This window comes from uncultured Tenacibaculum sp. (genome assembly GCF_947499065.1).
Classification (GTDB): Bacteria; Bacteroidota; Bacteroidia; order Flavobacteriales; family Flavobacteriaceae; genus Polaribacter.
Genome location: NZ_CANMMT010000015.1, coordinates 47,921 through 70,859, shown reverse-complemented (window position 1 = coordinate 70,859; position 22,939 = coordinate 47,921). Strand labels below are relative to the sequence as shown.

The following is a 22,939-nucleotide window of genomic DNA, read 5'->3' as shown; positions in this document are numbered from 1 at the left end:
CAAAATTTCTGTGATCGTGTCGCTTTATTTAAGCGGTTGCAAATTTACAAACCTTTTTGAAACTGACAAACTTTTTTGAAAGTTTTTTTAATTTGTTTTTGCTAGAATTTTAATGAACTGTCGCCTCTAAAACGGACTGCAAAGATAGCATCTTTATTTTGTAATAAACAAGAATAATTTAACTTATTTTTTACCCTCTTTTAACACTGCTCTACCGCCTATTTTAATGAACTTTTGCTATCTTTATAACTATCGTTTTTCCGTTAGCGGGTGCAAATATAGAACCCTTTTTTAACATAACAACTATCTTTTTAATCTTTTTTTTAACTCTTTTTTATACACCCTATCTATCAACAAGTTACACTCCAAAGTTTTTTATCGCAAGAATTGATTTATCTCTTTTTAGGCTTCTTTTTTTTGTTTTTCTTTTTCTTCTTCATCTTTGCAAACATCTTTATATACTCTTCTACATCTACTTTTCCTTTTCTATTTATTACAATTGACTTATAATCTTTTTCCAATTTAGGCTTTTGATATTCTATTTTTTCTTCTATTAAAGCTCTTTGTATAATATCTTCTATTAAATAATCTTCATTTTCACTTTCTGGTTTATATTCAGATTTTAATGATAGTTTAAATAAATTTGCTGTAGTATTGTACCAAAATGCTTTCCATCCACTTCTTAATTCTTTTACATTATTAAAAGCTGTCTTCCCTGTTTGTCTATGTATTAGTTTCAACAATAACCTTCCTTCTGTTCTTGTTAATTTCTTTAATGGTTTCGTTAATTCTTCTTCCAAATATTTTTGTACTCTTTTTACATATCGTCTTTTTTTACTTTTAGATTTTATTCTTGAAAGTCGAGCATTTACACTATCTATTCTTTTAGCTGCTAATACTGCATATGGATATGCTTTAAAAACTTTCCTTCTAAACCAATAATAATAATGAGCATCTGACTGTTTTTTAAATTTGTGCTTTGGTAGAACGGAAACTTCGTTTAAAGTAATCATTAAACTATCTCCATCCTTTATTAAAAAATATTCATCGTTAAAATTTGGTAATGTATCTTTTACTTGCCCTTTCATAACTCCAGCAAGTAATATTATACATATATATATGAGCTTTTTCATTATTTTTTTTTGAATTGAATAAGGAAATCAAATTTAATTAGTTTCTTTTAAAACAAAAAAACTCATGAAATGTTTCATGAGTTTTTCTTTTTTATATTTTTTCTATTATTCTGCCATAATAGCTTCTGCAATTCTTTTGTAAGTTCCGTTTTCTAACTTTTCTCGAATTGCTGAAAATGCTTCGATAGTTTCGTCTACATCTTCTTGGGTATGCCTAGCTGTAGGTATTAATCTTAATATAATTAAACCTTTTGGTATTACTGGATACACTACTATTGAACAAAACACACCATGATTTTCACGCAAATCTTGCACCATTGCCATTGCCTCTGGAATTTCTCCTTTCAAATACACTGGCGTTATACATGTTTGTGTTGTTCCTAAATCAAAACCTGCATTTCTTAAACCTGACTGTAATGCATTAGTGATTTTCCACAGATTTTCTTTTAACTCAGGCATAGTACGAATCATGTCCAAACGTTTTAAAGCTCCTTTTACCATTGGCATTGGTAAAGATTTAGCAAACATTTGCGACCTCATATTATACTGTAAGTATTGTACTACATCTTTATCTCCAGCAAAAAATGCTCCTATACCAGCCATAGACTTTGCAAATGTTGCAAAATACACATCTATTCCGTCTTGAACTCCTTGTTCGAATCCTGTTCCTCTTCCTCCTTCTCCTAATGTTCCGAATCCGTGTGCATCATCTACTAATAACCTAAAATTATATTTTTCTTTTAATGCTACTATTTCTGCTAACCTTCCTTGTTCTCCTCGCATACCAAAAACTCCTTCAGAAACTAACAAGATTCCTCCTCCTGTTTTTTCTGCCATTTTTGTAGCTCTTTTTAAGTTTTTCTCACAACTTTCTATATCATTATGACGATATACAAATCTTTTTCCTGCGTGCAATCTAACTCCATCTATTATACATGCATGTGTATCCATATCATATACAATAATATCATCTTTTCCAACTAAAGCATCTATTGCTGAAACCATTCCTTGGTACCCAAAGTTTACTAAATACGACGCTTCTTTACCTACAAATTCCGCACACTCTTGCTCTAATTGCTCGTGATACTTTGTATGTCCAGACATCATTCTTGCTCCCATTGGATATGCCATTCCATCAGTTGCAGCTGACTCTCCGTCTACTTTTAATACTTCTGGATGATTTGCTAAACCTAAATAATCATTAATACTCCAAGTAACTACTTTTTTTCCATTGAAAGACATTCTATTTGATATTGGTCCTTCTAATTTAGGAAACACATAATATCCTTCTGCTTTATCTGCCCATTTTCCTAAAGGTCCTTTATCGTCTTTTATTCTTTCAAATAAATCTTTTACCATTATTACTTTTGATTTTTTATAGATTGCGAAAATAGTTCTTTTTTAACAGACTTTCAAATTGACTTTATGTTCATTTTGCTCATAAAAAAAAGATGCCTGTACGACATCTTTTTATTTCTTTTATATTTTTATTTTTTAGCTTTCTATTTTAACTGCTAATTCTTTTTCAAATGGCTGGCTATACATTCTCTTTCCTATAGCTTTGTATACCGCATTTGCAACTGCTCCTCCTGCTGGCGGAAGTCCTGGTTCTCCTAAACCTGTTGGCGACAATTCATTTTCTACAAAATGTACTTCTACCTCTGGTGTTTCATTCATTCGTATTAATCGATAGGTATCAAAGTTTTTGTTGGATGGTTTTCCATTATCGAATGTTAAATCTCCATACATTGCATGCCCTAAACCATCTAGAACACCTCCTTGTATTTGATTTATAGCTCCCGTAGGATTGATTACAATTCCGCAATCTACTGCTGCTATTACTTTGGTAACTATTGGTGCCCCATTTTTTAGTTCTACCTCTGCTAATTCTGCTACATGTGTATTATGACTATAATATGCTGCAAACCCTTGGTAAACTCCTTCTCTTGGATTTCCCCAATTTCCTTTTTCTGCTGCTAGTTTTATAGTATTTTGCATTCGCTCTCCTGAATACTCGATTTTCTCATCTTTTGTTCCTTTTACATTCTCCAGTAATTCTAACCTTAATTGTACTGCATCTTTATTTAACTCCAATGCTAATTCATCAAAGAAACTTTGTTCTGCAAAAGCTAAAAAGTTTGTATAAGGTGCTCTCCAAGCTCCTGTTGTAATATTACTTTTATAATTTTTGGTTGACACTTTATAATTTGGAATACACCCTGCAGGAAAAAAATGTGGTATTAAGCCATACATATTTCCATTTATTGCTGCTTCTTTTAAATGGTATCCTGTTATTTTTCCATCTTTAATCGAAGCTGCTATTCTATATTTTATAGCTGGTCTGTAAATTCCATCTGTCATATCATCTTCTCTTGAAAAAACTACTTTTACTGGTTTTTTCGATTTATCTGATATTTCTGCTGCTTCTAAAGCAAAGTCACCATACAGACGACGTCCAAATCCACCTCCCATTCTAGTCATTTCTAGCTCTATTTCTTCTTCTTTTCTATTTAAGAGTTTTGCTATTCTTCCTGCTGTCCATTGAGGTGTTTGTATAGGCCCAACCAAATGTATTTTTTCTGAAGTTACATTTGCATAAAAATTCATTGGTTCTAAACAGTTATGCGGCAAAAAAGGTGAATGATAGGTTTTTTCAATTATTTTATCTGCTTCTTTAAATGCTTGTTTTACATTTCCATCTTCTCTTCTAACATCTAAATCTTTTGCATCTAATATTTCATTCAAGATTTTATTATGATCTGATGTACTTTCTAGTTTTGAGCCTTCTTTCCAATTTGCTTTTAAAGCTTTTTTTCCTTTCATAGCAGCCCAAGTACTTGAACCTAGAACTGCAATTTTATCTCCAAATTTTATTATTTCTGAAACGCCATTTACTTTCTTCGCATCTGAATCATCAAAAGCTTCCAGTGTTTGTCCAAATGCTGGTGGTCTTAAAACTGACGCATACAACATTCCTTCAGCCTTATAATCTAACCCAAACAACGGTTTTCCTGTTACTATTTTCTCTAAATCTACATTAACAGCATTTGTTCCTATTATGGTGTATTCTGAAGATTTTTTTAATGTTACTTTTTCTGGTACTTCTAGAAGAGCTGCTTCTTTAACAACATCGCCATAACCTAAAGTTTCTCCTTTAGCATTTGTTATTACACCTTTGGATGCTTTACAAGTTGCCGCCTCTACACCCCATTTTGCTGCTGCTGCATTTACCAACATTTGTTTTGTTGTTGCTCCTGTTTGCCTCAACGCATCCCATCCATGTCTTATAGATTGACTTCCTCCTGCTACCTGTCTTGTATATTCTTTTTTATTATACTTTGCTTGAACTACATGTACCTTATCCCAATCTACATCTAACTCTTCTGCAATAATCATTGGCATAGATGTTTTTACCCCCTGACCTATTTCTGGATTAGGCGAATAAATAGTTACATAACCTTCTTGTGAAATTTTTATAAAAGCATTAAAATCGTTAAAATTTAAATTCTCTACATCTATTGACGGTTTCACATTTGGTTTACATGCTGTAAACATATTGAAACCTATCATTACTCCTCCACCTGCTAATGCAGCAGTTCTTAAAAAATTCCTTCTACTGAATGTGTACTTTTTTTCTTGAGTGCTCATAATTTAAATTTTTAAGACATTTTTTTAGCTGCTATAGCTACTGCTTTTTCTATTCTATTATACGAGGCACATCTACACAAGTTTCCATGCATTGCTTCTCTAATCTCTTCATTTGAGGGTTTAGGATTATCTTTTAAAAACGAAGCTGCTGTCATTATTTGTCCTGCTTGACAATAACCACACTGAGGCACATCTACTTCTTTCCATGCTTCTTGCAAAGGATGATCTCCCTTTTCTGAAAGCCCTTCAATTGTTGTAATTTCTTCTTTATCTAACATTGATACCTGAAGTTGACAACTTCTCATTGCTGTTCCATCTACATGTACGGTACAAGCTCCACATTGTGCTATTCCGCAACCAAATTTGGTTCCTAGCATGTTTAACTCATCTCTTAAAACCCAAAGTAATGGTGTATCGGCATCTACATTAACGGTTTTTGAATTACCATTAATCTTAATTGTATATGTTGGCATTTTGGATAGTTTTGTTACGTTTTGTGTAAGTTACAAAAAATATAAAACTTCTAATTTCTCTTAACCTCTTTTTAAGAAAATTTTAAGCACAGTTATTTTCAAATTAAACTCTCTGATAACCAATTAATACACCTTTTATTAATAGTTTTGTAAGATATTTTACTCTTATGAAATTTGATAGACACTTTTTTTACGATTATCTAATAGATTTTGGTTTTTCTAAAAACATTTCTATTTATTTAAATTTGTTTTTTCTTGTAATCATATCTCTTGTCCTTACTTATCTTATTGATATTATTGCTAGAAAAGTACTTAGAAATGTCTCTATTAGGATTGCGAAATCGTCTAAAACAAGTTTTGATGATATTTTAATTACCAATAAAGTTCCTACTAATGTTGCACATCTTATTCCTGTGCTTATTTTTTTTGAGTTAATTCCTATTATCTTTTTTGACTTTGAATACTTAAAGAGTTTCACCACTAAATTAGTTTCAATAATTAGTATTCTTTTAGCACTTAGTATTGCTAGGAGTATTTTAAATAGCCTTAAAGATTTTTTGAAAAAGCTTCCTCGTTTTAAAGACAAACCTGTTGATAGCTATATTCAGGTTTTTATGATTTTTGCTTGGCTAGCTGGAACTATTTTAGCTTTTGCTATTATTACCGATCAATCTATTTGGAAGTTTTTTACCGCTCTTGGTGCTGCTTCCGCTATAATTATTCTAATTTTTAAAGACACAATACTTGGTTTTGTTGCTAGTATTCAAGTTTCTGTTAATGACATGGTTCGAATTGGTGACTGGATTACCTTTGAGAAATTTGGTGCCGATGGTGATGTTATTGAAATTTCTTTAGCCACTGTTAAAGTTCAGAATTTTGATAAAACTATTACTACTATCCCTACCTATGCCTTAATTTCTGATTCTTTTAAAAATTGGAGAGGTATGGTTAATTCTCAAGGTAGAAGAATTAAAAGAGCCTTAAATATTAAAATGGATAGTATTCATTATTTATCTGATGACGAGATAAACAATTTAAAATCTATTCATCTAATTGAAAATTATTTAACCAATAAACAAGAAAACATTAATACCTATAATGAAGAAAAGAATATAAATAAGTATTTTCTTTTAAATGGTAGAAACCTCACTAATATAGGTGTTTTTAGAAAGTATGCTGAAACATATATTGAAAATCATCCTGCTATTAACAAAAACATGATGATTATGGTTAGACAATTAGCTCCAACTTCTCAAGGATTGCCTCTTGAAATTTATGCTTTTAGTGCAGATAAAAGATGGCAAAACTACGAATATATTATGGCTGATATTTTTGATCACTTACTCGCATCTATACAGTATTTTAATTTAGAAGTGTTTGAATTACCTTCTAGCTTAACAACTACAAATTAAGTTCACTAATCATTTCATTATAGTCGTACTGTAAATCTTCGTGCAACTTATCTATAGCTTTTTTTGCCAGCTCCAATTGTCTATCATAAGTTGCTTGTAATCTTGGACTTCTTTTTATACTTGGTTTAAATTCTTTTAGTTTTATACAAAAGTGCAACAGCAAAGCTACTTCTGTTTCTTTCTTTTTTGAATATCGAATAAACTTTTTGGTTATTGTTAAGATTTTACGAACGCTTTTACGTATATAATAGTAACTCTTTGTGTTTACTTGTTCAAATAATTCGTCTATTTCTTCTTTTATACTCTCTATATAAGCTTCCTCATTATGAGACTCAAATAACAAATACGTTAACAACTCTTTATTTTCTTTTTTAAATTTTGATAACTGTAAACATAATTCCATCAATTCTCCTGATGTTTTATATGCCAACTCATCTTTTATTTTTTTTACAGTTACCGCCTTCATTGGTTTAATTTTAAAAAGTTAAAAATAAAAAAAAGCCTCATAGAAATTCTATGAGGCTCTTCTTAAAATTTATTTCTTATTGAATACTTGGAATTTCTACTAACTCATTTACATCAGCATCATAGTCTACTCCTGCTACTTTAAATCCAAATAATTTAAAGAATTCATTGCTATAACCTTCTAAATCTCCTATTTCAGAAAGATTTTCTGTAGTTGCTTCTTCCCATAATTTAGAAATCTCCGCTTGTACATCCTCTCTCATTTCCCAATCATCAACACGAATTCTTCCTTTTTCATCTAAAGCTAAATCTCCTCCAAACAATCTCTCACTGTATAAACGTTGGATTTGCTCTATACAACCTTCGTGAATTCCTTTTTCTTTCATTACTTTAAATAATAATGATATATATAATGGAATTACTGGTATTGCTGAACTTGCTTGTGTTACTAATGCTTTGTTTACTGAAACATAAGCCTTTGCTCCTATAGATTTTAAATTTTCTGTTATTTTAAATGCTGTAGCTTCTAAATCATCTTTTGCAGCTCCTATTGTACCATTTCTATATACTGGCTTTGTTACTTCTGGGCCAATATATGAATAGGCTACAGTTGTTGCTCCTTCTGATAATAAATTTTCTGCTTGTAAAGCGTCCATCCACATTTTCCAATCTTCTCCTCCCATTACAGTTACCGTATTAGCAACATCATCACCCTCAGCTGGTTTTATTGATATTTCTGATACATTACCTGTATGAAAATCTACTGTTTTATTTGAAAACACCTCTCCTATTGGTTTTAAAACAGACTTATATCTTTTTCCTGTTTCTGGATGTGTTCTTACAGGCGAAGCTAAACTATAGATTACTAAATCTATTTGACCTAAATCTTCTTTGATTAAATCTACTACTTGCTTTTTTACATCATTTGAAAATGCATCGGCATTTATACTTTTCGCATATAATCCTGCTGCATGCGCTTCTTTTTCAAAAGCTGCTGTATTGTAAAAACCTGGTGATGCTGGTCTTCCTTCACTTGCTGGCTTGTCAAAAAACACTCCTATTGTTGCGGCATCTGAACCAAATGCACTTGTAATTCTTGAAGCTAATCCAAATCCAGTTGAAGCTCCTATGACTAAAACTTTTTTTGCTCCTTCTATTTTTCCTTTTGACTGCACATATGCTATTTGGTCTTTTACATTTTGTTCACATCCAACTGGGTGAGATGTTAAACAAATAAACCCTCTAGTTCTTGGTTCTATTATCATTGTTGTTTGTTTTAAAATTTTTAATTTCTAATTGGCTATCTGAAATTCTTTGACCAATCATCGTTAAAATTCTTTTATTTATTTCAGCATCATTGTCTTTATAGAATTCAAATTCTTTTATGGTGAATTGACCTATAATTGAACCTAATAACTGATTTTTAAAATTTATATTTTTTTTAATTATTGTATCAACTAGATTTTGAAAACTTTCTTTCTCTAGATGTGATATCTTAACTTTTTGTTTATTACAATAAAAAATAAAAAACTGTAAAATAAGATCATGTTGTAGTTTTAAAATTGGTCGTACAATTCTGTTTTGAAAATCTTCAATTGGAATTTTTGATGTCAAATTTAAAACTGGTCGTATGCTTATTTTTTTATTGTCCATTTAAAAAACTGACAACATTTTTTTCAATACGTGCTAATACATTCTCTGTATTTGCCTTAACAAAAGTTTCTCCTGTAATTTGTTCGTATAATTCGATATATCTATTAGATATCTCATTAATTTTATCATCTGACATTTCAGGAATTTGCTGCCCTTCTTTTCCTTGAAACCCATTTTCGATTAACCATTGACGTACAAACTCTTTTGATAATTGTTTTTGCTTTTCTCCTTTCTCTTGACGTTCTTTATATCCTTCCTTATAAAAATAACGTGATGAATCTGGAGTATGTATTTCATCTATCAAAACTATTTTCCCATCTCTTGTCTTACCGAATTCATATTTAGTATCTACTAAAATTAAATCTCTAGAAGCTGCAATTTCTGTTCCTCTTTGAAATAATTTTCTTGTGTAATCTTCTAAAACTAAATAATCTTCTTCTGAAACTATTCCTTTTGCTAAAATTTCCTCTCTTGAAATATCCTCGTCATGTTCTCCGTTGTCTGCTTTTGTAGATGGAGTAATAATAGGTGTAGAAAACTTATCGTTTTCTTTTAATCCTTCTGGCATTTCAACTCCACAAAGAATCCTTTTCCCTGCATTATATTCACGAGCGGCATGTCCTGACAAGTAACCTCTAATAACCATTTCTACTTTAAATGGTTCGCATAAATGTCCTACTGCTACATTCTCATCTGGATTTGCCACTAACCAATTCGGAACAATATCGGCTGTATCATTCATCATTTTGGTTGCGATCTGGTTTAAAATCTGCCCTTTAAAAGGTATTTGGCGAGGTAAAATTACATCAAAAGCTGACAATCTATCTGATGCAATCATTACCAATAGTTCATCATTTACATTATATACTTCTCTTACCTTTCCTTTATAAACAGACTTCTGTTGTGGAAACTTGAAGTTAGTTTCGTTAATTGTATTCATTCTTTTTTTGTTGTGTTGTTGACTGCAAAAGTAAGTTTTTACATTTCAAAACTCAAAGTTTAAAAGTTATAAATTACAACTAAAGATTACTCTGTTTCAATACTTTTATATGCTTTTACAATTTTCTTAATTAAGCGGTGTCTTACTACATCTTTATCGTCTAAGTATACTTGCCCGATACCATCTATACCTTTTAAAGCTAACAATGCTTCTTTTAAACCTGAAACTTGTTTTCTTGGTAAATCTATTTGACCAGGATCACCTGTAATAATAAACTTCGCATGCATTCCCATACGTGTTAAAAACATTTTCATTTGGTTGTGCGTTGTATTTTGTGCCTCATCTAAAATTACAAACGCATTGTCTAATGTTCTTCCACGCATAAATGCTAATGGTGCTATTTGTATAATTCCTTTTTCCAAATACGATTCTAACTTTTCATGCGGAATCATATCTCTTAATGCATCATATAAAGGTTGCATATATGGGTCTAACTTTTCTTTTAAATCTCCTGGTAAAAAACCTAAGTTTTCTCCTGACTCTACTGCTGGCCTCGTTAGTATAATTCTACGTACTTCTTTTTCTTTTAATGCTTTTACTGCTAACGCTACAGCTGTATATGTTTTTCCAGTTCCTGCTGGACCTACTGCAAAAAGCATATCGTTTTTAAGCATTAACTCAACCATTTTACGTTGGTTTGTTGTTTGTGCTTTTATTAATTTACCGCTAACTCCATGCACTAAGACTCCTTCAACCTTATTCGATTTACGAATTTCCTCTTCCTTTCCTGTAGATGTTAAAATACGTTCTATGCTATTTTCATCTAACTTATTATATCTATTGAAATATTTTATGAGCATTCCTAAACGTTTTTCAAATTCGTCTAAAAGCTCTGCTTCTCCATAAATTTTTAATGTATTTCCTCTTGCAACAATTTTTACTTTTGGAAAGTATGTTTTTAACTGAGCTATTGTACTGTTTTGAGCTCCAAAAAAATCTTTTGGATTAATTTCGGTTAATTCAATAATTCGTTCGTTCAAATGATATATGTTTTAATATTATTCACACTAAAAATAATGATTATTTTTATCGAATTACGTAGTTTTGCTGTAAATTCAACAGATTTTTTCAACATATTAATTAACAAGCAACTAATTAAATGCCTCTCATTACTTTAACTACCGATTTTGGAATAAAAGACCACTTTGTAGGGGCTGTTAAAGGTGCTATTTACTCTGAATTACCTGATGCGAACATTGTTGACATTACGCATCACATTACTCCTTTTAATATTACTGAGACTGCTTATATTTTAAAAAACACCTATAAAAGCTTTCCTGATAAAACAATACATATTGTTGGAGTTGATTCTGAATTGAGTGTAGATAATAAACATATTGCTTTAGAATTAGACAATCATTATTTTATCTGTCCTGATAATGGAATTATATCTATGATTGCTTCCGAAATAAAACCTTCAAAGATTGTTGAAATTAATATTCACAACCATATTGAAAGTAGTTTCCCTGTATTAGATGTATTTGTTCAGGTTGCTTCTCATATTGGCCGTGGCGGTAGTTTAAATGTTATTGGTAAAGAAATTGAGTCTTATAAGAACATTACTGAAATTCAACCTAAGATAAATCAAAAGCAAGACCATATTATAGGTGGTGTTATTTATATTGATAATTACGGAAATGTTATTACAAATATTAGTAAGAAACTTTTTAACTCTATTGGTAAAGGACGTAATTTTACTATAACTGCCAGACGCTATAGTTTTGATAAAATTTACAATCGTTATAATGAAATTGTAGATTATTCTATTCCTGTTGAAAAAAGACAATACGATGGAGAAAAATTAGCTATTTTTAATTCTGCTGGTTTTTTAGAAATTGCCATTTACCGTAGTAATTTAGATACTGTAGGAGGTGCTTCTACCTTGCTAGGTTTAGGTTATAGAGATAGTATTTCTATTGAGTTTGAAACTATTATTTCACCAGATTTTACCACTATAAATTAATTATATGTTTGTTCGAATTGTAAAAATGAGTTTTCAACCTAAGAAAATTGAAGAGTTTTTAAAAAACTTTGACTCTAAAAAAGAATTTATTAGAAAATCTCCTGGCTGTAACTTATTAGAACTATATAGAGATAAAACGAATCCGAATATCTTTTTTACTTACAGTTATTGGGATACTGAACAAGATTTAGAAAATTATAGAAATTCTGAATTATTCAAAGGTGTTTGGGCTCAAACTAAAGTTTTATTTAATGATAAACCTTTAGCTTGGAGTGTAGATAAAATGGTTAGTTTACAATAATTCCAATGAACAATATTTCTTTCCCTTTTTTAACAACTCAACGTTTAGAGTTAACTCAGTTAGAAAAAACTGATATTGACGCTCTTTTTAAATTAAGAACTCATCCTAAAACTAATGAATTTATAAAAAGAGAACTTCCTAAAGAGGTTAATGAACTAGTTCCTTTTATTGAAAAAATAACTAAAGGTGTTTTAAATAACGAATACTTTTATTGGGCTATTAAAAAAGATAAACAACTCATTGGAACTATTTGCTTATGGAATTTTTCTGAAGATAAACTTACTACTGAAATAGGTTATGAATTACATCCTGATTTCCATAAAAAAGGTTTTATGAGTGAATCATTACAAAAAGTTATTCATTTTGGTTTTTCTAAACTTGACTTAAAAGCTATAGAAGCCTTTACTCATAAAAATAATGAAAGCTCTATCGCGTTATTGAATAAAAATAATTTTATTTATCAGCCTAAAAGAAGAGATAAGGGTTTTGAAAATAATCGTATTTTTCGAATTGAAAATAATTAATAATTTACGTTAACAATTATATGTTTCCTATTTTAAAAAAAGAATTTAACTCATTTTTTTCATCCCCCATAGCTTATTTAGTTATTGGTGTTTTTTTACTAATAAACGGATTATACTTATGGGTGTTTAAAGACAATTTTAATATTCTAAATGCTGGTTTTGCAGATTTAAGTAGCTTTTTTTATTTAGCTCCTTGGTTATTCTTGTTTTTAATACCAGCGATTACCATGAGAAGTTTTGCCGATGAATTTAACAGTGGAACTATTGAAATTTTAAAAACTAAACCATTAACTGATTGGCAAATTATTTTAGGTAAGTTTACTGCTTCACTTCTTTTAGTTTTTATTGCTTTAATTCCTACATTAACATATGTATATACTGTTTATGCACTAGGTAACCCAATTGGAAATTTAGATTTAGGAAGTATTACTGGTTCTTATTTTGGTCTGTTTTTTTTAGCTGCCATATACACTAGTATTGGTTTATTTACCTCTACTCTATCTAAAAATCAAATTGTAGCTTTTATTATTAGTGTTTTTATCACTTTTATTTTATTCTATGGTTTTGATACAATTGGTAATTCACTAGGAAATTCGGGATACTTATTTCAACAGTTTGGAATTAATGAACACTTTAAAAGTATTAGTCGAGGTGTTATTGACACTAGAGATGTAGTTTACTTTATTAGCGTTACTTTTTTCTTTTTATTCATTACTAAACAACAATTAAAAAATGAATAAGAAAATACAACATATAGCTTATGCTTTCGTAGGAATCTTATTAGTAAATTATCTTTCTAATTTTGTATTTAAACGTTTTGACTTAACTCAAGACAAACGTTACACAATTTCTAACGTTAGTACGAAACTACTGAATAAAATAGATAAAAACATTTTAATAAATGTATACTTAGAAGGTGATTTTCCAGCTGAGTTCAAACGCTTGCAAATAGAAACTCGTCAGTTTTTAGAAGAACTAAAGGCTGAAAATTCTAATGTTAGATTTCGTTTTGTTAATCCTGATAATATTCGTGAACGTCTTATAAAAAAAGGAATGCTTCCTAGTCAATTAACTGTCGAGGAAGATGGAAAATTATCTGAAGCCATTATTTTTCCTTGGGCTGAAATTAATTACGGTAAAAAAACTGAGCTTGTTTCTCTTTTACCTAATTCTATTGCCAAAACACAAGAAGACCAATTACAAAACGCTATTGAAAAACTTGAATATTCTTTTGCTAATGCAATTCATAACATAACCAAAACCAAAAGAAAAAAAATAGCAGTTTTATCAGGTAATGGTGAATTAGACGATATATATGTTTATAGTTTATTAAGTGAAGTAGGAAAAAAATATCACTTAGCTAAATTCACTTTAGATAGTGTTGAAAACAATCCTCAAAAAACATTAAAAGATTTAACCAAGTATGATTTAGCTATTGTTGCTAAACCTACTAAAAGATTTACCGAAAAAGAAAAATTTACAGTTGATCAGTTTATTACAAATGGAGGTAAAACTCTTTGGATGATTGATAATAATTATTCGGACACAGACAGTTTATATAATGAAGGAAGAATGTTAGCTTTTCCTCGCGATTTAAATTTAACCGATTTACTTTTTAGTTATCAAGTACGTGTAAATAATAAACTTATTCAAGATTTATATTCTGCTAAGATTCCTTTAGCTACAGGAAATTTAGGAAACCAAGCACAGTTTCAACATTTAAATTGGTTTTATCATCCTTTAGTGAATGGAAATCCAAACCATCCTATTACTAAAAACGTATCGCCAGTTCGTTTTCGTTTTACAACACAGATAGATACATTGAAAGGAAATATTAAAAAAACACCTTTATTAGTTACTTCTGTTTTAACTAAAAAAATAGGAACTCCTAAAATTGTTGAACTCCAGAGTATTTCTAAAGAACCTCAACAAAAAGATTACTCAAATGGTCCACAGTTATTATCTGTTTTATTAGAAGGTGATTTTAAATCTGCTTATAAAAGTAGAATCAAACCATTTAACACTCCTCTTTTCAAACCTGAAAGCAACTCTAATAAAATGATTGTTATTGCAGATGGTGATGTTGGAAAAAATCAAATTTTAAAAGGAAAACCTCATGATTTATCTTTAGACAAATGGACTGGAGAAATATTTGGTAACAAAGATTTCTTGATGAATGCTATTGATTATTTATTAGACGATTCTGGTTTAATTCAACTACGTAATAAAACAGTTAAGATAAACCTTCTAAACAAACAAAAAGCTTATACTGAAAAACGTTTTTGGCAATTTATAAATATTGGTGTTCCTTTAATTTTACTTGCCTTGTTTGGTTTTGGTTTTAATTACTTAAGAAGAAAAAGATATTCTTAAATAACTAATAAATCATCATAAATAAAAGTATAATTCAATTGTTTCTGTAATTTATCTGAACTGATTATTTTATACTTCAAATCTAAAGAATCATCAAAAACTGGTGGTTCTTTTTTCATTTTAACCTTTGCATTGATATAAAATTCTTTTCTTGTTGGGTGGTGATTTGAACAAGCGTTAAATACTTCTCCCCATACGTTTTGTTTAATTATTTGATAAATAATTTGAATACAATCATCCTGATGTATCATATTTACAAAACCTTTCGGATGCGGTATTTTTCTATTTTCAAACCAATTTCCTGGGTTCCTATCCTTACCTAACAATCCTGCAAAACGAATAATAGTAGTTTTAAAATTTTTATTTTCTTTAAAAAGATTTTCTATTTCTACTAAAGGTGAAGATATCAATGTTTCTTCCTCATTTATTACTTTGTTTAAACTAGGATAAACTGAAGTAGAACTTATAAAAATTACTTTTTTGACTGTTGATTTCTCTATTTCATTTATTAAGTTTTCGTAGCTTACAATATTCTTAGATGTAATTGCTACAATTAATATAGCTGAACTTAAAAACGATTCTATTTCTTTATTGAAACTTGCATCAATATCTATTAAAAAAGGAGCAATTCCTTTTTCCTTAAAAATACTTAATTTATTTTTTGAAGTAGTAGACCCTTTCACATTACACCCTTTCTTCAATAAGTATTCTGCTAATGGAAGTCCTAACCAACCACACCCTAAAATACTAACATCCCTCATCACAACAATTGTCATCTTTTACCAATTTACACGAAACTACCGCTAATAATGCACCTATAATTGGCGCTAATAAATACAACCACAAATGTTCTAAGTGTCCTGACACTAATGCTGGCGCTATTGAACGTACTGGATTCATAGAAGCTTTTGTCATTGGACCAGCAAACATTGCTTCTAACAAAACAACTCCTCCAATAGCAATACCTGCCATTACCCCAACTTCTTTACTTCCAGTTGAAACATTAATAATTGTAACCATTAAAAAGAAAGTCAGTAATAATTCTAATATAAAAGCTCGCCAAGGTTCAATACTAGGTATCGTAGCTCCATAAAATTCACTTTCAGGAAATAAAATCCACAGTACACTACTTGCTAATAGTGCACCTAATAATTGGGCTATTATATATTTTGGAACCTCTTTCCATGAAAACTTTTTGGCATAAGCAAAAGCAATGGTAACTGCTGGATTAAAGTGTGCACCCGAAATTTCTCCAAAAGAATATATCATTGCCATTACTATTAATCCCCAAGTAATAGCCACTCCTATGTGAGTTAAATCTACCCCTCCAGTTATTTCATTAATCGTCATAGCCCCTGTACCACAAAAAATTAGCGCAAAAGTTCCTATTAATTCAGAAATGTATTTTTTCATAGTGGCAAATATCAATTAAATAGTTAATATTTATTTTAAGTTTTCGTTAACATTAATCCATATAATTCCTCGTAATTTTATCAGAACAAACTATAAACAAATTAATCATCATGAAAAAATTACTTTTAAGCTTATTTGTTGTTGCTATATCAGCAAATGTTAATGCACAAGTAAAAACTCCAGCACCAAGCCCATCTTCTAAATTAGAGCAACAAGTAGGTTTAACTGACGTTACTGTAGAATACTCTAGACCTGGAATGAGAGGTAGAACTATTTTTGGAGATTTAGTGCCTTATGGAAAAGTATGGAGAACCGGAGCTAATCAAAACACTAAAGTTACATTTAGCGACGATGTTACAATTGATGGAAAAGAATTAAAAAAAGGTACCTATGCCTTGTACACAAAACCGAATAAAGACTCATGGGAAGTTATTTTTTATTCTGATGCAAACAACTGGGGAACTCCTAGAAAATGGGACGACAGTAAAGTAGCATTATCTACAACTGCTAAAGTTGAAAAAATGCCTATGAAAATTGAGACTTTTACTTTAACTATTGATGATATCAAAAACAGTTCTGCTGTTTTAGGTATGTTATGGGAAAATGCTTATGTTGGAGTAAAGTTTAACACACCTACTGATAAAGGTGTTGAAGCTAGTATTGCAAAAATAATGAGCGGACCTTCTGCTGGTGATTATTTTTCTTCTGCTAAATATTATTTAGATGAAGGTAAAGACATCCAAAAAGCTAAAGAATGGATTAACAAAGCTGTAGATATGACTAAAGACCGTCCACGTTTTTGGTATTTACGTCAACAGTCATTAATCTTAGCTAAAGCTGGAGATAAAAAAGGAGCTATTGCTGCTGCTAAAGCTTCATTAGCTGGAGCTGAAAAAGCTGGTAACGCTGATTACGTTAAAATGAACAAAGAGTTTTTAGCTAAAATGTAATAAACTCACATATTTAATTAAAACTCGTAGCTATATATTAGTTACGAGTTTTTTTTTATTTAAAAATAACTCATTTAGTTAATTTATTCATACATAAATAAAATTTATCACAAAAAATTAAATTAACCATATTTAAAACATAGATTAGTAAGTAATTAACTTAATCAAACTAATTTATGTATAAAATTAAAGTCCCCCTATTAATTGTACTTTCTTTACTTACAATACAATTAATACAATCTCAAAACAATAACTACGACATCGGTGTAGGTATTTCAGACATTACTGGAGAAATTGCTGAAAGCGCCTTTTTTGGTTATGGAAACCCTTTCTTTAAAAATAGTGGTATTAAAGACAGACAATATGCTAGAGCTTATATTATTAAAGAACCCAATGGCTCACCTGCTGTATTTGTTTGTATAGACAAAGGCGCCATGTTTCAATCAGTTAATTTAGCTGTTCTAGAAAAGCTTGAAAATTATTATGGTAGTACTTATACTGATACTAACCTCGTCATTAGTGCTACTCACACCCACGTTTCACCTGGTGGATATTCTCATTACGAGCTTTACAATACTTCTACTGGTGGTTTTTATAAAAAGAACTTCAATATTTTAGTTGATGGTATTTTTAATGCTATTAAACAAGCTCACAACAACTTAACTCCTGGTAGAATTTATTACAATTCGGGAAGTTTGACAAATGCCAGTATTAATAGATCTTTAGTAGCTTATAATTTAAATAGTGATGCTAATGACTATATGAATATTGATGATCAAATGACCATTTTAAAATTTGTACAAGGTGATACTGAGGTTGGAATGATTTCTTGGTTTGGAGTTCATCCAACAAGTTTATCTAAGAACTATAAATATGCTAGTGGTGACAGTAAAGGTTATGCTTCATTAAAGTTTGAACGTATGAAACAGTCTTCATACGGAAATGGAAATTTTACTTTTGTTGCTGCTTTTCCTAATACAAATCCTGGAGATATGTCTCCTAACTTAAATCAACCAGCTTCAAATGATTTATATACAGATGCTACTGGACCTGGCAGTAATGAAGTAGAAAGTTCTGAAATTATTGGAGATAGACAATATCAAAAAGCATTAGAATTATACAATAATGCTAATGAACAACTTATCGGCTCAGTAAAAGCAGTATCGAGATATAGTGATTTTTCTAACATCGAAGTTGCTTCAAAATTTACCGATGGTGTTATACGCCATACTTGTAAAGCTGCTCTTGGTATTTCTTTTAGAGCTGGTGCAGAAGATGGTAGAAGTGGTATTGGACGAGAAGGTGAGACAAGGTCCAATCCTAATTCAGGTCCAGCTGTCGATCAATGCCATATGGAAAAACCTATTGACCCTTTATTTTTTGTAGGGCGAAACAGTAACAACCCAAGAACTCCTAAAATACTCCCAACTAGTATTTTAAAAATAGGTCAATTTGGAATTTTTGCTGCTCCCGCTGAATTTACTATCATGGCTGGAAGACGTGTAAAAGCTACAGTTGCAGAAAATAGTGCTACTGGAATACAACATAGTGTTTTAGCTGGTTATTCTGATGCTTACTGTGGTTATGTAACTACTAGAGAAGAATATGCCTCTCAACAATACGAAGGAGCCAGTACGCAATTTGGTCCATGGACCCTAGCTGCTTATCGACAAGAATTTGAAAGATTAGCTACTTTATTAGTTTCTCCTAACTCAAACCCTTGGCCAACTCTAGCACCAACTCCTCCTCAAAAAACATACATTGGACTTGATAAAACGGTACATATTCTTTTTGATGACAAACCCTTATTTAAAAGCTTTGGAAGTGTGTATTCTGATACAAATAGCTCATACAATACTGGTAATACTGCTAAAGTTACTTTTTGGGGTGCTCACCCTAATCATGACACTAAAACAAATAGTACTTATTTTACTATTCAGAAAAAAGTTGGAAATTCTTGGGTTACTAAGTTTCAAGATAGAGATACCAATACTCTTATGATTTGGAAAAGAGACGGTGTAGCAAATTCAAAAATTACTATTCATTTTAAAATCACCCCAGAAGTAGAAAGTGGCTATTACAGAATTGTACACACAGGTAAATGGAAAAATGGTTGGACAGGAAAAATAAGTCCATATAGCGGAACTAGTAAAACGTTTTATGTAAATGGTTATGCTAGTAGAGCTGTTAAACAAGAAACAGAAAAAAATATGCTCAATCAACATATTGTTTATCCTAATCCTAATCGCGGAAACTTCACTTTTATCAATAATAAAAACTCTAAAGGTTCTTTTAAAATAATTAACACTGTAGGACAAGTAATTAAAACTGGTGAAATTCCTAACAAAAAATATATTAAGAATCTATATTTTAAAGCTGAAGCTGGAGTTTATCTTTTGAAAGTTAAATATGATAATGGAGAAACTGATATAACTACGATTTTAAAAAAATAAGCGAATAAAAAAACTCACAATTTATATTGTGAGTTTTTACTTTTTATATTTTCAATTTAAAATCTCCAACAAACAATTCTAGTTACTTTATTTCCTTGTGTCATTGGAATTACTTTAAATTCTTTTACTCCTAGTTTTTTACCCGATTTCTGTAAACTTTCTACATTTTCTTTTTTAGAAACTAAGCTTGTAAACCACTTACTAACTGTTGGATATTGTGAACTCTCATATAAATATGTATGCAAAAAAGCTTTTTCTCCTCCTATATACCAAAGTTCGTTACTATTTCCTGAAAAATTACGAACAGCATTATTTCCTAAGTTTCTCGATTTTCTCCTATTAGCTCCTCTAGCCTCTTCTGCCGATTTATAAAAAGGAGGATTGCACATAGTTACTGTAAAAGAATCTTCCTTTTCAAGAATTCCTTTTAAAACATGCTCTTCTTTAAATTGTTGTCTTAATTTTATTTTAGCATCTAAATTATTATCATCTATAATATCTTGAGCAGAATCTAACGAGTCTAAATCAATATCAGATGCTACAAAATTCCAATTATACACTGCATTTCCTAATAACGGATATATACAAGTTGCTCCTGTACCAATATCTAATACAGTTACCTCTTTTTCTTTCCCTATTAAATCTGCTAAATAATGAATATAATCTACTCTTCCTGGAATTGGCGGACATAAATTATCGTCTGAAAACTCCCATGTTTTAATATTGTAATAAGCCGACAGTAAAGCTTTATTGAATTCTTTTACTGCTTTTGGATTTGAGAAATCTATAGTTTCTTTACCGTACTTCTCTATTACAAACTCTTTTATTTTAGGATACTTTTCTTGAAGTACTTTAAAATCGTATCCTTTATTATGGATATTATTTTTATGTAATGCTTTTTTCTCCATTAAAGTGTAATTATTGTAAACTCTAAATCTAAAGGATTTAAACTCTTTTTTAACTTATCTAAAAAGTTAACTCCATATTCTAGATAATATTCTGAGAAATTACGTTGACGTTCTTCTAAACTTTGATTTGGTAATATTTCATTTTGAAGCAATGTAATTCTATCCACCAATTCTTTTTGTTTTCTTTTCTCCGCTCTTAACCATCTTTTCTCAAGATTTTCTAATCCTTTTAATTGTTTTTTCTCTTGAGCATTTACAGCTCCAATAAAAGAAACATCTGTTTTTTGAGCTACTTCTCTTAATTCATTGAATTGCTGTTGTAAAAAGCTTTTCTGATTTGTAAAATCAACTTTTACTTCTGATGAATTTAAAACTTTATTCTTTAGTAATGTATTTTGCTTACTGAATAATTCTTCTTTAGATATTGTTAATTTCTCTAATTTTCTTTCTTGCTTTTCCGATAAAACTTGTACTGAATTTCTCAACAATAAAACAGGAAATGGAACTTCTACAGCTTCAAAATAACTTTTCAACTGTAACCAATACGCCAATTCTCCTCCCCCACCTATGTAACATAAGTTTGGTAAAATTACTTCCTGATATAATGGTCGCATTATTACGTTTGGAGAAAATTTTTCTGGATTACTTTCTAGATGAGTTAATATCTCTTCTTTAGTCCAAGAAACATTTGTATTATTTACCTTATATATACCTTCTTCGAAAATAATGCGCTCACGAATCTCATCAGTTAAATAAAATAAATTTATTTCTCTTGGATTTACTTGTACTTTATATTCTTCTCCTAAAACTTTTATTGTTTCTGTTACTTTTTTATAAGAGATTTCTTCTGTTAATTCTCTTGTTACATAAGGAATAAACTCTCTTTTTAAATCAGTATCATCTGCATCAATAATTACCAATCCATAGGCCCCAAATAACTCATTAGCAATATACCTAGTAGCATCTGCCAAATTGTTATGTTTTAAGTATCCTTCTTCAAATAGTTTCACTAAATACTGTGCATTTTTAGAGTTTCCTATATGTAATGAAAAAGTCTCTAAAACTTCTTGTAATCCATCTGTAGAAAAGCGTCCAACTCCCCCAGTTTGTTCTGAGTTCCACTGAACTTTTTTTCCTTTAAAATTAAAATAGTTTATTTCGTCAAAATCATGATCTTCTGTTGCCATCCAATATACTGGAACAAAATTTTGATTTTCAATTTTACTATTTAATTCTTCACATAAATTAATTGTTGAAAATATTTTATATAAAAAATATAGCGGTCCAGTAAATAAGTTTAATTGATGACCTGTAGTTATAGTATATGTATTTTCTAAAAGTAAACTATCTATGTTTTGTATTGTTTCCTCTGTAGCATTTAGCTTACTATATTGCTTTTTTAATGCATTAACTAAAACGGTTCTTTTTTCCGGTTTAAAAGATACATCCTTAGCTTCTACTTGTTTTTTTAAACCTTCAATATTCGAAAAATTATTGTAAAAAGGCTTTATTTTCTCTGACTCTTCTAAATAATCTATCATAGTTTTAGAGAAGAAACCAGTTTTTTTAAAAGGTATTTGAATTACACTCATTACTTATTTTTTCTTTGGAATAATGTATAAATATATGGTCGTTCTCCTCCATAAGGATTGGTAAAAGTGTAATTGAATTTCTTAACCAATTCAAAATCTTCTCCAAGTCTCTCTTGCAACATTTCTGCATTATATTTTTGTAACTCAAGCCCACAACATTTTTCTGCTCCATCAAGAGCAAAAACAGCTATGATTACAAAACCATTATTCTTTACAAGTTGTTTTAATAATTTAAAATACAATTCTTTTTCTTCTTCTTTCAAAAAGAAATGCAATACAGCTCTATCATTCCAAATGTCAATATCTGAAAGTTGATTAAGCTTTGATGGCTTTATTAAATCATCTACAATAAAATTTATCTCTGATGATTTATCTCCTAACCTGTTTTTTACATCTTCAATAGCTTTTTCTGACAAATCATTTGCTATCAAATTTGTATATCCATCAGCTAACAATTCATCTATTAACATAGAAGATCCAACTCCTACATTTAAAATCTTAGCATCCTTAGGAGCTTTAGATAGTTTTATTAAATCTATTGTTTCTTTTGAGCTTTCTTCATACCAACCTAATTTCTCTGTAGTATTTTTAGTATAAGCTGTGTTCCAATGTTCTTTTAAAGTATTTTCTTCTGGAACCTTACAATCACTCTCTTTTGTAGTCATAGCCCAAAAATAG

The 22,939-nt window shown here is 30.0% G+C and carries 22 protein-coding genes; 8 read left to right on the top strand and 14 right to left on the bottom strand.

Annotation, left to right across the window (positions count from 1 at the left end):
- Positions 1–392 precede the first annotated feature (392 nt).
- The 4 genes from Q0958_RS18345 to Q0958_RS18330 all read right to left on the bottom strand — a co-directional run bounded on the left by Q0958_RS18345 (position 393) and on the right by Q0958_RS18330 (position 5,254).
- Positions 393–1,133, bottom strand: coding sequence for a DUF4294 domain-containing protein (locus tag Q0958_RS18345; protein ID WP_299125872.1), 741 nt, complete (start codon positions 1,131–1,133; stop codon positions 393–395).
- 105 nt (positions 1,134–1,238) lie between these two features.
- Positions 1,239–2,492 (bottom strand): aminotransferase class I/II-fold pyridoxal phosphate-dependent enzyme, encoded by a 1,254-nt coding sequence (locus Q0958_RS18340; RefSeq protein ID WP_235272778.1) that lies wholly within the window; start codon positions 2,490–2,492, stop codon positions 1,239–1,241.
- A 135-nt stretch (positions 2,493–2,627) separates the two neighbouring features.
- Positions 2,628–4,781, bottom strand: coding sequence for a molybdopterin cofactor-binding domain-containing protein (locus Q0958_RS18335; RefSeq protein ID WP_299125866.1), 2,154 nt, complete (start codon positions 4,779–4,781; stop codon positions 2,628–2,630).
- 11 nt (positions 4,782–4,792) lie between these two features.
- Entirely contained in the window at positions 4,793–5,254 is a 462-nt protein-coding gene (locus Q0958_RS18330) for a (2Fe-2S)-binding protein (protein ID WP_299125864.1), read from the bottom strand.
- 167 nt (positions 5,255–5,421) lie between these two features.
- Here Q0958_RS18330 and Q0958_RS18325 point away from each other — a divergent pair, with 167 nt between their 5' ends.
- The gene (locus tag Q0958_RS18325; RefSeq protein ID WP_299125861.1) at positions 5,422–6,666 is read left to right on the top strand and encodes a mechanosensitive ion channel domain-containing protein; all 1,245 of its coding nucleotides are present in this window, start codon (positions 5,422–5,424) and stop codon (positions 6,664–6,666) included.
- On the opposite strand, the gene Q0958_RS18320 is transcribed toward Q0958_RS18325, so the two are convergent.
- From Q0958_RS18320 to Q0958_RS18300, 5 genes are all read right to left on the bottom strand, one after another.
- Positions 6,656–7,132, bottom strand: coding sequence for a hypothetical protein (locus tag Q0958_RS18320; RefSeq protein ID WP_299125858.1), 477 nt, complete (start codon positions 7,130–7,132; stop codon positions 6,656–6,658). The genes Q0958_RS18325 and Q0958_RS18320 overlap by 11 nt on opposite strands.
- A gap of 76 nt (positions 7,133–7,208) precedes the next feature.
- A complete protein-coding gene (fabV, locus tag Q0958_RS18315) occupies positions 7,209–8,396 on the bottom strand; it encodes an enoyl-ACP reductase FabV (protein ID WP_299125855.1) in 1,188 nt (395 codons plus the stop codon).
- Positions 8,374–8,784 carry a glyoxalase gene (locus Q0958_RS18310; RefSeq protein WP_299125853.1) on the bottom strand — a complete coding sequence of 137 codons (411 nt, stop codon included), beginning with the start codon at positions 8,782–8,784 and terminating at the stop codon, positions 8,374–8,376. Before Q0958_RS18310 ends, fabV begins: the two co-directional genes overlap by 23 nt.
- A complete protein-coding gene (locus Q0958_RS18305) occupies positions 8,774–9,724 on the bottom strand; it encodes a phosphoribosylaminoimidazolesuccinocarboxamide synthase (protein WP_299125850.1) in 951 nt (316 codons plus the stop codon). The genes Q0958_RS18310 and Q0958_RS18305 overlap by 11 nt, the downstream gene beginning before the upstream one ends.
- 86 nt (positions 9,725–9,810) lie before the next feature.
- Positions 9,811–10,764 (bottom strand): PhoH family protein, encoded by a 954-nt coding sequence (locus Q0958_RS18300; RefSeq protein ID WP_299125848.1) that lies wholly within the window; start codon positions 10,762–10,764, stop codon positions 9,811–9,813.
- A gap of 119 nt (positions 10,765–10,883) precedes the next feature.
- Here Q0958_RS18300 and Q0958_RS18295 point away from each other — a divergent pair, with 119 nt between their 5' ends.
- From Q0958_RS18295 to gldG, 5 genes are read left to right on the top strand one after another with little or no spacing between them, the layout of a single operon-like run.
- Positions 10,884–11,747 carry an SAM-dependent chlorinase/fluorinase gene (locus tag Q0958_RS18295; protein ID WP_272151757.1) on the top strand — a complete coding sequence of 288 codons (864 nt, stop codon included), beginning with the start codon at positions 10,884–10,886 and terminating at the stop codon, positions 11,745–11,747.
- 4 nt (positions 11,748–11,751) lie between these two features.
- On the top strand, positions 11,752–12,048 hold the full coding sequence (locus tag Q0958_RS18290; protein WP_299125846.1) for an antibiotic biosynthesis monooxygenase family protein: 297 nt from the start codon (positions 11,752–11,754) through the stop codon (positions 12,046–12,048).
- A 5-nt stretch (positions 12,049–12,053) separates the two neighbouring features.
- A complete protein-coding gene (locus Q0958_RS18285; protein ID WP_299125843.1) occupies positions 12,054–12,572 on the top strand; it encodes a GNAT family N-acetyltransferase in 519 nt (172 codons plus the stop codon).
- A 20-nt stretch (positions 12,573–12,592) separates the two neighbouring features.
- Positions 12,593–13,312: a gliding motility-associated ABC transporter permease subunit GldF gene (gene gldF / locus Q0958_RS18280; RefSeq protein WP_272151759.1), complete on the top strand. Its 720-nt coding sequence runs from the start codon at positions 12,593–12,595 to the stop codon at positions 13,310–13,312.
- Entirely contained in the window at positions 13,305–14,945 is a 1,641-nt protein-coding gene (gene gldG, locus Q0958_RS18275) for a gliding motility-associated ABC transporter substrate-binding protein GldG (protein ID WP_299125837.1), read from the top strand. The genes gldF and gldG overlap by 8 nt, the downstream gene beginning before the upstream one ends.
- Here gldG and Q0958_RS18270 read toward each other — a convergent pair.
- Together Q0958_RS18270 and Q0958_RS18265 are read right to left on the bottom strand one after the other, a co-directional pair.
- Entirely contained in the window at positions 14,942–15,721 is a 780-nt protein-coding gene (locus Q0958_RS18270) for an NAD-dependent epimerase/dehydratase family protein (RefSeq protein ID WP_299125834.1), read from the bottom strand. The two genes, gldG and Q0958_RS18270, sit on opposite strands and share 4 nt — an antisense overlap.
- Positions 15,693–16,358, bottom strand: coding sequence for an aquaporin (locus tag Q0958_RS18265; RefSeq protein WP_299125831.1), 666 nt, complete (start codon positions 16,356–16,358; stop codon positions 15,693–15,695). Before Q0958_RS18265 ends, Q0958_RS18270 begins: the two co-directional genes overlap by 29 nt.
- Before the next feature lie 110 nt (positions 16,359–16,468).
- Here Q0958_RS18265 and Q0958_RS18260 point away from each other — a divergent pair, with 110 nt between their 5' ends.
- Both Q0958_RS18260 and Q0958_RS18255 read left to right on the top strand, forming a co-directional pair.
- Positions 16,469–17,308, top strand: a complete 840-nt coding sequence (locus tag Q0958_RS18260; protein ID WP_299125829.1) for a DUF2911 domain-containing protein — start codon at positions 16,469–16,471, stop codon at positions 17,306–17,308.
- Positions 17,309–17,484: 176 nt separating this feature from the next.
- Positions 17,485–19,761, top strand: a complete 2,277-nt coding sequence (locus tag Q0958_RS18255; protein WP_299125827.1) for a neutral/alkaline non-lysosomal ceramidase N-terminal domain-containing protein — start codon at positions 17,485–17,487, stop codon at positions 19,759–19,761.
- A 56-nt stretch (positions 19,762–19,817) separates the two neighbouring features.
- Here Q0958_RS18255 and rlmF read toward each other — a convergent pair whose 3' ends face one another.
- The 3 genes from rlmF to Q0958_RS18240 are packed head-to-tail and all read right to left on the bottom strand — an operon-like array spanning position 19,818 to position 22,926.
- Positions 19,818–20,669 carry a 23S rRNA (adenine(1618)-N(6))-methyltransferase RlmF gene (rlmF, locus tag Q0958_RS18250; protein ID WP_299125824.1) on the bottom strand — a complete coding sequence of 284 codons (852 nt, stop codon included), beginning with the start codon at positions 20,667–20,669 and terminating at the stop codon, positions 19,818–19,820.
- Positions 20,669–22,261 (bottom strand): bacillithiol biosynthesis cysteine-adding enzyme BshC, encoded by a 1,593-nt coding sequence (gene bshC, locus Q0958_RS18245; RefSeq protein WP_299125821.1) that lies wholly within the window; start codon positions 22,259–22,261, stop codon positions 20,669–20,671. The genes rlmF and bshC overlap by 1 nt, the downstream gene beginning before the upstream one ends.
- On the bottom strand, positions 22,261–22,926 hold the full coding sequence (locus Q0958_RS18240; protein WP_299125818.1) for a class I SAM-dependent methyltransferase: 666 nt from the start codon (positions 22,924–22,926) through the stop codon (positions 22,261–22,263). The genes bshC and Q0958_RS18240 overlap by 1 nt, the downstream gene beginning before the upstream one ends.
- Positions 22,927–22,939 lie beyond the last annotated feature (13 nt).